Source organism: Massilia sp. Masssp93 (genome assembly GCF_059491295.1).
This window is the reverse complement of the sequence record NZ_CP168502.1, coordinates 3,135,240-3,148,242: the sequence shown is the minus strand read 5'-3', so window position 1 is coordinate 3,148,242 and position 13,003 is coordinate 3,135,240. Positions and strand designations below refer to the sequence as shown.

Below are 13,003 nucleotides of genomic sequence, written 5' to 3'. Positions count from 1 at the left end.
GACTGGAATCTGGCCCGGGTTTGCGAAGCGTTAAACAGGGAGCGTTGACGATGCCTGCAGGCTATTGTGCATGATTAAAACAGGTGGCGGCGCACCGTCCGCCACCCGTGCCGGGCTTACTCGACCCAGCTGTGGCCGTCGCGCGCGAGCAGCGCGAACGACTCGGCCGGACCCCACGAGCCGGCCGCGTACGGATGCGGCTTCTCGTCCAGCGTCTGCCAGCCTTCGATGATCGGGTCGGCCCATTCCCACGCCGCTTCCAGTTCGTCGCGGCGCATGAAGTGGGTGAGGCGGCCGCGCACGACGTCGATCAGGAGGCGCTCGTAGGCTTCGGCGCGGCGCTGCTGGAACGCGGACTGCAGGTCGAGGTTCAGCGCGACCTGCTGCATCTCCATGCCGCTGCCGGGCTGCTTGGCCATGATCTGCAGCTTGATCGCTTCTTCCGGCTGCAGTTCGATGACGAGGCGGTTGGCGACGGCGCCGGCCGACTGCGGGAACAGCGGGAACGGCGGATTCGCGAACTCGACCACGATCTTCGACGAGCGGCGCGCCATGCGCTTGCCGGTGCGCAGGTAGAACGGGACCTTGGACCAGCGCCACGTATCGATGAAGGCGCGCAGGGCGACGAAGGTTTCCGTCTTGCTCTCTTGCGGCACGTTCTTTTCTTCCAGGTAACCAGGCACTTCCTGGTTGCCGGACACGCCGCGGATGTACTGGCCGCGCACCGTGTCGCGCGCGATGTCGGCCAGGGTCAGGCGGCGCAGCGAGCGCAGCACCTTGAGTTTTTCGTCGCGCACGGCGTCCGGCGACAGCGACGTCGGCGGTTCCATCGCGACGATGCACAGCAGCTGCAGCAGGTGGTTCTGCACCATGTCGCGCATGGCGCCGGCGCCGTCGTAGAAGCCGGCGCGGCTGCCCACGCCCACTTCCTCGGCCACGGTGATCTGCACGCTGGAAATGTTCGGCGCGCGCCACAGCGGTTCCAGGATCGAGTTGCCGAAGCGCAGGACCATCAGGTTCTGCACGGTTTCCTTGCCCAGGTAGTGGTCGATGCGGTAGATCTGCGATTCGGCGAAGTGGCGGCCGACGTCTTCGTTGATGGCGATCGCGGACGCCAGGTCCGTGCCCAGCGGCTTTTCCAGCACGACGCGGGCATTGGCGTCGACGAGGTTGCTCGCGGCCAGCTTGTCGCAGATGGTGGTGAACAGGGACGGCGCCGTCGACAGGTAGAACACGCGCTGCGCGCCGGCGCGCGAGGCGCTGGCCAGTGCCGAGAAATCGGGCGCGGCCTGCACGTCCAGGCGCACGTACTCGAGCAGTTTCAGGAAGCCGTCCCAGGTCTTCTCGTTGAAATTGCTGGCGGCGATGAACGAACGCGAATTCGCTTCGATGTGGGCAAGGTAGGCGTCGCGGCCGAAATCCTGGCGGCCGGTGGACAGGATGCGCGTCGTCGGCGGCAGGTTGCCGTGCAGGAAAGCCATATACAGCGCCGGCAGCAGCTTGCGCATCGCAAGGTCGCCCATGCCGCCGAAGATGATCATGTCGAGGGGGAGGCCGTTGTCTGTCTCTGTCGAGTGGGTCTGCATGTTGTTCTGAATCTTCGAAGTTGAGATGGTTGCCCGGTACGCTGTCACGGCACCGAAGGGAAAACGTGGCCGGGCAGGGCTGGGCGGATGCAACCCGTTGCGCGCCCGTGTGTCGGTGCGGCATGCGTGCGGCGGCGGACGTCGTGCGCCGGCTTGTGGCCGGTCGGCGACGCCGCGGTCGGGCGGGATGGATACGCCTGTGTCCTGGAACCGACGATTGTACACCGGGCCGGCACCGGGGTTCGCGTGGCGCCGGTGCCGGTTCGGTCTATATTAAAAACTGATAACAAATGACGAATAAGTGATGGCCCCGGCATGCGCCGGCGCGTTAACATGGCAACTCGTGCGGTGGCGTGGTGGCCACCAGCACGGCCTCGACTTACTTACTCTCGATATCACTTCAGGGCGCCTTCGCGGCGCCCTTTTTTTTTACGCGGCGGGCGTGCCGATCATCCAGCCGTGCGGCGCCAGCGTGGCGGATTCGCCCTGCCAGCCCGACGCATAGAGCGGCCGCACATGCGCGAGGCCGGCATCGAACGCCAGCGGCGCCGCCGACAGGTTCGCGAGCACGACGATGCGCTCGCCGTCGTATGCACGGACGAAGCCGACGGCGCCGGCCGGCACGCCGTCCAGGAACGTCGTGGCGCCCCGGCGCAGCGCGGCGTGGCGGCGGCGCAGGCCGATCAGGGTCTGGTAATGCGCGTACGCGGCGGCGTCGAACGCATCCCAGTCGAGCCGCCAGCCGTCGAACAGCACCTGCCAGCCGGTCCACGTGGGCTCGTTGAATTCCTGCCCCATCAGGATGTGCGGCACGCCGTCCAGCGCCAGCAGCACGGCCGCCGCCGGACGGTGGGCGGCGCGGCCCAGGAAGGCGGACGCGCGTCCCTGCTCCTTGTCTTCCAGCCAGCGCATGCGCAGGGCGCCGCGCGGGAAGCTGTACGTCGATTCGTTCCAGTAGCGCGCGAACGCGGCGCCGTCGGCCGTGCCGTGCGCGCAGCGGCGCAGCATCTCGCGCGTGCCGCCTTCGTACGTGAGGTCGCATGCGGCCAGGTGGTGGAATTCGTCGTACGACTGGGACACGAGGGCGATGTCCGGGCGCACCGCCGCCAGCGCCGCGCGGATCTCGTCGAGGAAATCGCAGGGCGTGATGTCGGAATCGTCGAAGCGCAGGCCGTCGAAGCCGAAGCGCTCGATCCAGCCGCGCATGCTGTCGATCAGGGTGCGCCGCAGCGCGCGGTCGGCGAAGTCGAACCCGGCGAATTCGGTGCGGTTGGGGACGGCGTAATAAATGCTGCCGTCGGCGCGCCGCGTGTACCAGTGCGGATGCGTGCGCGTGAAGGGATGGTCGATGCTGCTGCGGTTGAGCGTCCAGTCGAGCAGCACGCGCATGCCGCGCGCGTGCGCGGCGTCGACCAGCGCGCGCAGCGCCGCCGCGTCGCCCAGGTGCGGCGCGATGGCGTCGAAATCGCGCACCGCGTACGGGTCGCCCGCCGTGCCGCGCCGGCCTTCGATGCCGACGGGGTGGATGGGCATGATCCAGAGGATGTCGACGCCCAGCTCGCCCAGGTAGGGCAGCCTGGCGCGCACGCCGTCGAAGTCGCCGCCGAACGCGGGCACCGACAGCTGGTAGATCACGCCGTCGCGCAGCCAGTCGGGGCTCGCCAGCGCGGCGCGCGCATGCAGCGGGCCGGGCGCTGCGGCACACAGGCCGGCCTGGCGCATCAGCACCGATCCCGCGTCGTCGACCGTCAGGCAGGAGTTGTTCTGGCCGTCTTCCGAGATCCACGGATTGGCGGGATCGACGATCCAGTCCGTGCCGTCGACGACGAATTTATACAGGTGGCGTCCGGCCGGCACGGGCAGCACCGCCTGCCAGCGGGTGGGCGAGACGCGTTCCAGCATGCAGGCGTCGCCCACCCAGCTGTTGAACGTGCCTGCCAGCGCGACGGTGCGGATGCCGGGCGCGGCGTCGCAGGTGAAGCGCACGCCGCCGGGGACGGCGTGCGGCAGCAGGGCCGGGTCGGGGCGGAATTGCAGGTCCATGGTTGTCCTTTCAGGGTCGTTCGTCGGCCGGCGCGAGCGCGATGCGCAGCAGGCCGGTGTTGGCGCGCATGGACGGCAGCGCGAGCGCCAGGCGGCGGCGCTGTCCGTCCCATTCGAACGGCAGGGCGCGTCCGTCCAGGCTGACGCCGGCGGGACGCGTGCCGATATTGTGGATGATGACGCTCACCTCGCGCGGGGCCGGCGTGTAGTGCTTGCCGGTTTCGTCGCTCAATTCGATGGTCAGCGCGTTGCCTGACAGCCGGCTGGCGAAATGCAGCACCTGGTATTGGCCGCGCTCGAACGCGTCCGGCGTGCTGCCGTCGTCGTCGTAGATTTTTCCGTGGCCGGCATGCACCGCGGGGTCGTGGTAGTAGTGCACGGCCAGCTTCGCGAGCGAATAGTCGCGCGTGCTCTGCACCGGTTCCACCTCGCCGATGAAGGCGCCGGCCCGCACGAACACGGGAATGTGGTCGGGCACCAGGTCCACCATGTGGATGGCGCCGCCCGCGTATTCGCGGTCGGTGGCGAAATCGAACCACGGGCCGCGCCTGGGCAGGTAGACCGGCTGGCGCTGCGCGTGCGACGTCAGCACCGGCGACACGAGCATGTCGTCGCCCCACAGATAGGTGTCCGAGACGAGGCGCAGCGCGGGGTTGTCCGGTTCGTCGAACATCAGGGGCCGCATCAGCGGCATGCCGCTGACGTGGTTGTCGAACGCCAGCGTGTAGTTGTAGGGCAGCAGGCGGTAGCGCAGGCGCGCCGCGGCGCCATCGGGGCGGGGGCGCGGTACACGGGTTCGGACGCGACTTCCTCCTGGCCGTGCGGCCGGAACACCGGCTGGAACGTCCCGTATTGCATCCAGCGCGCGTACAACTCGTCGTCCAGGTTGGCGCCGGCGAAGCCGCCCAGGTCGGAATGCATGTAGGCCACGCCCTGCATGCCCATCTGCAGCGACAGTTCCGGCTGTCCCTGCAGGCCGCCCCACGTGCGGTTCGAGTCGCCCGACGACGGAATCAGGCCGTAGCGCTGGGAGCCCGAGTAGCCAGCGCGCGCCAGGATGAACGGGCGCTCGTTCGGGTAGTCGCGCCGGTAGCCGTCGGCCATCATGCGCGCCCATTCGTGGCCGTACAGGTTGTGCACCTGGTCGGCGCTGCCGGTCTGGTGGCGCATCGCGGACGGATGGCCTTCCGGCTCGCCCAGGTCGCAGAAGCAGCCGGCCACGCCCTGCGCGTGCAGGTCCTTGTAGCGTTCCCAGAACCAGTCGCGCGCGGCCGGCTTGAAGATGTCGATCAGGCCGGTGCGGCCGAAATAGACGTCGTACACGAGCGGCTTGCCGTCCGGCCCCTTGGCCAGCACGTCGCGCCGCAGCGCTTCCTGCCACCGTTTCGAGGCCGTCATCACATACGGTTCGATGCTGACGATGGTCTTGACGCCCTTGGCCGCGAAGTCGGCCATCATCTTGCGCGCGTCGGGGAACCGCTCCTTGGTGAATTCGAGGTTGCCGACCTGGCCCTTCATGTCCACGCCATACCAGTAGATGTCGAAGATGATGGCGTCGAGCGGGATGCCGGCCGCGATGTATTTGTCCACCGTGGCGCGCGCCTCGGCTTCGGAGTGGTAGCCGAAGCGGCTGGCGAAACTGCCCAGTGCCCAGCGCGGCGGCATCGGCTGGCGGCCGGTCAGCGCCGTGTAGTTGGCCAGCAGTTCGGGCCAGCTGTCGGCCGCGATCACCTGGTAGGTGCTGCGTCCGCCGCGGACCTCGAAGGCGAGGGTGTCGTCGTGGCGGCTGTCGATGTCGACGTCGCCGCGCTGCGGATTGTCGAAGTGGATCGCGTACAGCCGGGACGACAGCACCAGCGGCAAGGCGTAGGCGACCTGCTCGGAATGGGTCTCGTAGCCGTAATGCGCCTTGTTGTACAGCGGGAGCCGGTAGCCGCGCCGGTTCATGCCCAGCACGCGGCCGCCCGCGCCATAGATCGTTTCGTCCGGCGTCAGCGTGAAGTCGATGCGCTCGCCTTGCGCCGTGCGTGCGTAGCCGTGCTTTTCCGCCGTCAGCGGCTGGCCGCGATACGTGTACGAGATCGCGAACGGCGCCCGGCGCACGGTGACGCCGAGCGCGCCCAGGTCGAATTCGAGGCCGCCGTCGTGCTCGCGCACGGCCGCGCGCGCGGGCAGGGCCGCCGGCTTCAGCACGACCGCGTGCGAGACCGGATCGAAGCGTTCGCCGGCCGGCACGAAGGTGGTTTCCACGATCTTGTCGGTGTACGGCTGGATGCGGACCACGCCGTCGCTGACGGTCAGGTCGAGGCGGCCGTCATGTTGACTCCAAGAAATTAAATGGCGGTCGGCCGCCAGGGCGGGCGTGAGTGTTGCGGAAAGGATAAGCAACAAGGTGCAGCGGAATGGCATGGTCGTCACGGGGGTCCGGTGGAGTGAAATTTTCAACGAAGCAAGTCTATGTATGTAATTAAACTACGACAATTACATAAAGTAAACATTGTTAGGACAAAATGCCCGTGATATGCTTTCTCGTTGTATTTATGTCTATTCAGGTTATACGTAACTTTGCTACACATGACGGGATCGCAATGAGAACAACTTTCCGCGCCGCCACGCTTTTGCTGGCATGCGCACTATCGGGCGCGGTTGCCGCCCAGGACGAAGAGGGCTTCCACGGGTATTTACGCGCCGGCTTCGGCGGCAGTTCGACGGGCGGGCCGCAGAGCTGCTACAGCCTCGGCGGCAACACGCTGAAATACCGGCTCGGCAACGAGTGCGACGCCTACACCAAGTTCGGCTACACCAAGCAGGTGGCGCAGGCGGACGACGTGACCTTCTTCGCCACGCTGTGGCTGGCCGCGTACAGCCCCCATTCGGATTTCGACGGCGCCCGGACCGAGATCAACAAGGCGTATGTCGAGGCGCGCGGCCTGCCGTTCCTGAACGGCGGCACGGCCTGGATCGGCAAGCGCGATTACCTGTGGAGCGACATCCACATGCTCGACCTGTGGTACGTCATCCCGACCTACAACAGCACGGGCGCGGGGTTCGACCGGATTCCCGCGGGCCCCGGCAAGTTCTCGTATGCCGTGTTCAAGGACAACGACCACAACATCGCCAGCCGCACGACCGGCGCGGTCGTCGACACCTCGGCGGCCATGCGCCACAACTTCGTCTACCAGGACCTGCCGGTGAACCCGGGCGGCTCGCTGAACGCGATCGCCACGCTGGTGCAGGCGCAGGGCGGCCCCGGGCGGCATGGCGGGTGGCAGATGACGGTCTTCCACAAGCAGTACGGCGTGGCCGGCGGCGTCAACACGGCGGTGCTGCAGTACGGCGTCGGCCCCGGCACCGGGGTGGGGCCGGGCGCGGACGAGGGCGTCGCGCTGTTCGGCCCATCCGGCAGCACCATGCTGGGCCACGACGTGAGCGAAATGCGCGCCTTCGATTATTTGTGGATCCAGCCGCGGCCCGATTTCGGCATGTCGTTCGTCGTGCTGATGCAGCGCGATAAGTCGAATGCCCAGGGCAGCAGCACCTGGGCCACCATCGGCGCCCGTCCCGTCTTCGGCCTGGGCCGCTACGTCAAGCTGCAGTTCGAATTCGGCACCGACCGCCTGACCGATCCGGCCGGCGGTCCCGCCAGCCGGCTCACCAAGTTCACCGTCGCGCCCACGATTTCTGCCGGACCGGGGCTGTGGTCGCGCCCGGAATTGCGCGCCTTCGTCACGTACGGCAAGTGGAACGGCGCGGCGACGCCGCTGGTCAATGCCGCCAACGGTTCCGGTCCGGTCTACGGCACGCGCACGAGCGGGCTGTCGTCCGGGATCCAGGTCGAGGCCTTTTTCTGAAAGCGCGGGGAAACATGATGCGTAAAACGCTGGCGCTGGCCGTGTCCGGCCTCGCCCTCGCGCTGGATGCCCGGGGCCAGGACTACGCCATCCGCCACCTCGAACCCCTGTCGTGGTGGACGGGCATGAAGAATCCGCACGTGCAGCTGATGGTGCACGGTGACCGCATCGGCGAGCTGACGCCGCGCGTGGCGTACGACGGTGTGCGGATCGCGCACGTCGAGCGCGTCGCCAATCCGGACTACCTGTTCATCGATCTCGACATCGGCGCGCACGCGCGGCCCGGCGAGTTCATGCTGCGGTTCGCGAAGAACGGCAGGGACGTGCTGAGCCACCCGTACCGGCTCGACGCGCGCGCGCCGGGTTCCGCCCGGCGCCGCGGCTTCGGGCCCGCCGACGCCATCTACCTGCTGGTGCCGGACCGCTTCGCGAACGGCGACCCGGGCAACGACAGCGTGCCGGCATTGACGGCGGAAGCGACGGACCGCGCCGACCCGGACGGCCGCCACGGCGGCGACATCCGCGGCATCCGCGACCATCTCGGCTACATCGCGGACCTGGGTTTCACGATGCTGTGGCCGGCCCCGCTCAACGAGAACGACATGCCGAAGTACTCGTACGCCGGCTATTCGATCACCGACTTCTACCACGTCGACGCACGCTTCGGCAGCAACGAGGACTACCGCCGGCTGGTGGCCGACGCGAAGGCGAAGGGGCTGGGCGTGATCCACGACATGGTGTTCAACCACGTCGGCGCCGGGCACTGGTGGATGAAGGACCTGCCGGCCGCCGACTGGGTCAATCCGGCCGGCAGGTTCAACCGCCATGCGCACGTCACCGTGGAGGACATGCACGCCTCGCTCGACGACCGCGGCAACTTCACCGACGGCTGGTTCGACGCCAACAAGCCGGACCTCAACCAGCGCAACCCGCTGCTCGCCACCTACCTGATCCAGAACACGATCTGGTGGACCGAATATCTCGGCGTGGCCGGCATCCGCATCGACACCTACTCGTATTCCGACAAGGCGTTTCTCGCGCGCTGGGCCCGGGCCTACCGCGCCGAGTATCCGAACCTGACGATGGTGGGCGAGGACTGGCACGACAGTCCGGCCGTCGTCTCGTACTGGCAGCAGGGCAAGCGCAATCGCGACGGCTACCGTTCGCCGCTGCCCGCCGTGATGGACTTCCCGCTGCACTATGCCTGGCTGGCGGGCATGACGCAGGCGCCGGGGGAGCACACCGGCCTGGCGCGGATCTACGAATTGCTGGCCCTCGACTTCCTGTATCCGGATCCGGGCCGGCTGGTGATCTTCCCCGGCAACCACGACACGCCGCGCTTCTATTCCTCGCTGGGCGAGGACTTCGACCTGTACAAGATGAGCATCGCCTGGTACGCGACCACGCGCGGCGTGCCGCAGCTGTTTGCCGGCGACGAGATCCTGGCGACCAGCCCCCTCGAGCGCGCCGACGGCCTCGTACGCGCCGATTTCCCCGGCGGCTGGGCGGGCGACCCGGTCGATGCCTTCAGCGGCCGGGCCTTGTCGGCGCGGCAGCGGGAAGCGCAGCGGCTCGTGCGCACGCTGTTCAACTGGCGCAAGCATTCGGCGGCGGTCGGGCAGGGCAGGCTGGTGCACTTCACGCCGGAACACGGCACCTATGTGTATTTCCGCTGTCACGGCACCGACAAGGTCATGGTCGCGCTCAACGAGAACCGGGCCGAGACCGTGCTCGCCACCGCGCGCTTCGGCGAGATGCTGGGTGCGCATGCCACCGGGACCGACGTCGTGACGGGCAAGACCTACGATCTCGCCGAGCGGATCACGTTGCCGCCGCGCTCGGCGCTGGTGCTGGAGATCCGGCAGTAGCGGTCGAGTAACGCATTCTTTTCAAATGGAGAATCAAATGAACAATATCGAACCAACGTTGGGACAGGATGTGCCCGCACCGCTGGGCGGCGCCTTGCCGCTGCGCGCGCTGCGGGAAGCGGCCGGCCGGCTGCTCCTGCCGCTGTGGCGCGGCGACCTGAAGTTCAGGCGCACGGGCTGGCAGTTCGCACTGCTCGTCGCGGCCGCGGCGGCGGCCGTCGTCTACGGCGCCTGGCAGCAGGACGTCATCCACGACTTCAGCGCCATGGCCGGCGCCAGGGTCGCGTACGTCTTCTACATGGTGCCGGCCCTCGACCTCGGCACGCAGGACCGGCCGCTGGCCGAACTCCTCGTCTGGATCGCCATCGGGCGCGCGCTGTTCGACATCCTGTGCGCCTGGCTCGACATGGTGTTCCACAAGCGGATCACGGGCCGCCCGTTCGACTGGGAATCGATGATCAACGTCGCGCTGGTGAACGGCCTGTTTTCGTGCGCCGCCTTCTTCGCCGTGCTGAACCAGCCGGTGCGCCGCTTCCTGGCGCATTACGACGCGCTGGTCGCCCAGGTGCCGACCCTGGTCGACCTGAACGGATCGGTGGCGCTGGCGGCGGCGGTGCTGATCGGCGATTTCTGCTTCTACTGGTCGCATCGCCTGTGCCACGAGACGCGCTGCTTCTGGAACCTGGGCCACATCAACCACCACCGCAACCGCAACCTGACGCAGATGACCTGCGCCATCGAACCGGGCTGGCTGCCGCTGCAGGCGGCCGGCGGCGCGGCGCTGCTGCTGTTGCCCGTGCTGTCCAAGCTGTTCACCGCCGATATCCGCGATGCCGGCGCCGCGCTGGCCGTGCTGATGGTGATCGATGCGCTGGTCGACCCGTCGCACTCGATCTTCATGTACTGGGTCGAGTCGAAATCGCGCGTGCTGCGGGCGCTGCGCCATGTGTTCGTCACCGTCGGCGTGCACTACATGCATCACTCGTGCGAGGTGACGGGGCCGCACGGCACGGGGGCCAATTTCGGCGCGCGGCTGAGCATCTGGGACCGCCTGTTCGGCACGTATGTCGAGCCGACCGGGCAACTCCCGCGCACCGGCCTGTTCGATCCCCACGCGGACCTCTGCGTGAACCCGCTGCGCTACGTGGTGCTGCCGTATCTGCGCATGGGCCTGGAGCTGCGCCGCAACCGGGTGAGCGACTGGCCTTTCATCCTGTTCGGCAGCACGGACTACGAGCCGCCGAATCCTGTCCCGCTGAGCCGCTAGGCCGGAGCACCCCATGCTGAACGATACCGCACTCGCTACGCTGTTTTATGCGGCCCGCACCCACCACGGCTGGCAGGACCGCGACGTCACCGACGCCCAGCTGGCGCGCCTGTACGACCTGCTGAAATGGGCGCCGACCTCGGCCAACGGGGCGCCGGCCCGCTTCGTGTTCGTGAAGTCGCGGGCAGCCAGGGACAAGCTGGCGGCCTGCATGGCGCCCGGGAACCAGGCCAGGACGGCGCAGGCGCCGGTCACCGTCGTCGTCGGGATGGACATGGCGTTCCACGACAAGCTGCCGCAGTTGTCGCCGGCCGTGGATGCGCGCGCCTGGTTCGCGGGGAACGACGCCCTGATCGCGGCCACCGCCTTCCGCAACTCGTCGCTGCAGGGCGCCTACCTGATCATGGCGGCGCGCGCCATCGGCCTGGATTGCGGTCCGATGTCCGGCTTCGACCACGCACAGGTGGACGACGCGTTCTTTGCCGGCACCGCCATCCGCTCCAATTTCGTGTGCAGCATCGGCTATGGCGACGCGTCCTGCCTGCGTCCGCGCGCGCCGCGGCTGGGCTTCGGGGAAGCGTGCCGGATCGCCTGAGGCCGGACGTCAGGTGCTGTCCCGCTCCACGATGGTGAAGCCGATGTCGCGCACGACCTCGGGAATGTCCTTGCCCGCGATCCGGTCGATGAGGAAGTTCGCCGCGATGCCGCCCATCGCGCGGCCGTCGATGCGCACGGTGGTCAGGGCAGGGTACAGCTCGGCCGCGAACGGGTGGTCGCCGAGGCCGACGACGGCCAGCCGGCCCGGCACGTCGATGTCCAGCACGCGCGCTTCCGTCAGCACGCCGAGCGCGACCATGTCCGAACTGCAGAAGACGGCGTCGATGTCGGGATGCGCCGCCAGCAGCGCGCGCAGGGCGACGCGGCCGTTCGCGGCCGTGCCCGGCGCGGGGATGGAGTGGAACGGCACCTGGCCGTCCGGACCTTGCATGTCGAGGCGCACGGCCGCCTGCGCGAAGGCGTTGTTGCGGCGCTGGGCGCGTTCGTCGGACGCGCTGATCACGGCCACGCGGCGGCGCCCGCGCTGGTACAGGAATTCCGCCACCGCCTGGCCCGCGTCCTCGTGCGAAAAGCCGACCAGCATGTCGGCCGGCGTGGGCGTCAGGTCCCACGTCTCGACGAGAGGAATGGCGCTGGCCTGCAGGCGGCGCCGGCCCTGCGCGGACCGCATGATGCCGGCGAGGACGATGCCGTCCGGCCGGCGCCCGATGATCGCTTCGAGCAGTTCGTCCTCGCGCGAATTCACATAACCCGCCTGCCCCAGGATGAGCTGGTAGCCGGCGCCGGCCAGCGTCTCCGTCAGCGACTGGATCATGTCGAGGAACACGGAGCCCGCGATGGTGGGCAGGATCGCCGCGATCATGCGGCTCTTCGTCGACGCCAGGCTGCCGGCGAGCAGGTTGGGCACATAGCCGGTGCGCTCGATCGCCGAGCGCACTTTCTGCACGAGGTCGGCCGATACCTTTTCCGGTGAATTCAGCACGCGCGACACCGTGATCGGCGCCACGCCCGCGACGCGGGCCACGTCCACGAGCGTGAGTCCGCCTTTCGTGCGGCGAGTCTTCTTCGGCGGTTCGGCCGGCATGTTCATGCAGCCTCCGGGCGGCCTGCGCGGCAAATGCGGTTCGGGAACTTTTGAAAATCGGTCATGTCTATTATTGCGCTCTTTTTAAATGGGTCGCATAGCGAAGGGAATCGATAGGACTCTACGTGCTCTCATGGATAGCAACAAGATACCATTTCCCTTTTCCGCAAAAGTGGAGCGGGAAGGGAAATGTTTTTCATAATTCATTTAGAGATTTAATTGATTGCGCTACCAAAACAATGTTCAGAATTGGGCCACCGAGAGAGTTGTTGTTTATAGGCAAAACTGCGCCAATTAGATATAGCGGATTATTGTGATGGTAGCGCTATCTAAAATAGCCTGAAATCGTGCACCCCGGATCAGGCAGCGAACGCCTGATAACCGCTGCGATTTGCCCGCAACCGCGCGTTCGTGAAGAGCGGCGCGTCACGTTTGCCGGCCTGCGTCCCTCTGCGGATTGGATTTATCGCTCGTGTCCTGTTCAATTTTCTTCCGCCACATTTCGGCCCGAAACCACCACCTTGCACAAGCGTGTTGCGCTTTTCGGACGAATTGTCGAGCTATCAAATTTCAGCATACTTTTTCGCAAATAAAATATACATACGATGTTAGCGTACAACAGTGATGTTATGGCGTTTGACAAAAATCACGCTAAATCACTACACTCATGAAACCGATTACAAGACCATAACGACTACATCGCCTGTGCAATAAATAAAGCATGGAGACAACAATGCCAACCTCCG

At 67.0% G+C, this 13,003-nt stretch carries 9 protein-coding genes; 4 read left to right on the top strand and 5 right to left on the bottom strand.

Annotated elements, in window-relative coordinates; all coding sequences use genetic code 11:
* Positions 1-116: 116 nt before the first annotated feature.
* From zwf to ACEN9Q_RS12860, 4 genes are all read right to left on the bottom strand, one after another.
* Positions 117-1,586, bottom strand: coding sequence for a glucose-6-phosphate dehydrogenase (gene zwf, locus ACEN9Q_RS12875; protein WP_056439917.1), 1,470 nt, complete (start codon positions 1,584-1,586; stop codon positions 117-119).
* 429 nt (positions 1,587-2,015) lie between these two features.
* Positions 2,016-3,629, bottom strand: coding sequence for an alpha-amylase family glycosyl hydrolase (locus ACEN9Q_RS12870; RefSeq protein WP_495628710.1), 1,614 nt, complete (start codon positions 3,627-3,629; stop codon positions 2,016-2,018).
* A 10-nt stretch (positions 3,630-3,639) separates the two neighbouring features.
* Positions 3,640-4,323 carry a DUF5110 domain-containing protein gene (locus ACEN9Q_RS12865; protein ID WP_495628709.1) on the bottom strand — a complete coding sequence of 228 codons (684 nt, stop codon included), beginning with the start codon at positions 4,321-4,323 and terminating at the stop codon, positions 3,640-3,642.
* Positions 4,314-6,038, bottom strand: coding sequence for a TIM-barrel domain-containing protein (locus tag ACEN9Q_RS12860; RefSeq protein ID WP_495628708.1), 1,725 nt, complete (start codon positions 6,036-6,038; stop codon positions 4,314-4,316). Before ACEN9Q_RS12860 ends, ACEN9Q_RS12865 begins: the two co-directional genes overlap by 10 nt.
* A gap of 179 nt (positions 6,039-6,217) precedes the next feature.
* Here ACEN9Q_RS12860 and ACEN9Q_RS12855 point away from each other — a divergent pair, with 179 nt between their 5' ends.
* Genes ACEN9Q_RS12855 through ACEN9Q_RS12840 form a run of 4 tightly spaced genes read left to right on the top strand, consistent with a single transcriptional unit; the run spans position 6,218 to position 11,210 of the window.
* Positions 6,218-7,480 carry a maltoporin gene (locus ACEN9Q_RS12855; RefSeq protein ID WP_495628707.1) on the top strand — a complete coding sequence of 421 codons (1,263 nt, stop codon included), beginning with the start codon at positions 6,218-6,220 and terminating at the stop codon, positions 7,478-7,480.
* A 14-nt stretch (positions 7,481-7,494) separates the two neighbouring features.
* Complete coding sequence (locus ACEN9Q_RS12850) at positions 7,495-9,348, top strand: glycoside hydrolase family 13 protein (protein ID WP_495628706.1); 1,854 nt, start codon at positions 7,495-7,497, stop codon at positions 9,346-9,348.
* Positions 9,349-9,385: 37 nt separating this feature from the next.
* Positions 9,386-10,615, top strand: a complete 1,230-nt coding sequence (locus ACEN9Q_RS12845) for a sterol desaturase family protein (RefSeq protein ID WP_495628705.1) — start codon at positions 9,386-9,388, stop codon at positions 10,613-10,615.
* Between the two features lie 13 nt (positions 10,616-10,628).
* On the top strand, positions 10,629-11,210 hold the full coding sequence (locus tag ACEN9Q_RS12840) for a malonic semialdehyde reductase (protein WP_495628704.1): 582 nt from the start codon (positions 10,629-10,631) through the stop codon (positions 11,208-11,210).
* A 9-nt stretch (positions 11,211-11,219) separates the two neighbouring features.
* Here the strand turns inward: ACEN9Q_RS12840 and ACEN9Q_RS12835 are convergent, their stop codons facing one another.
* On the bottom strand, positions 11,220-12,263 hold the full coding sequence (locus ACEN9Q_RS12835) for a LacI family DNA-binding transcriptional regulator (RefSeq protein WP_056439904.1): 1,044 nt from the start codon (positions 12,261-12,263) through the stop codon (positions 11,220-11,222).
* Positions 12,264-13,003 lie beyond the last annotated feature (740 nt).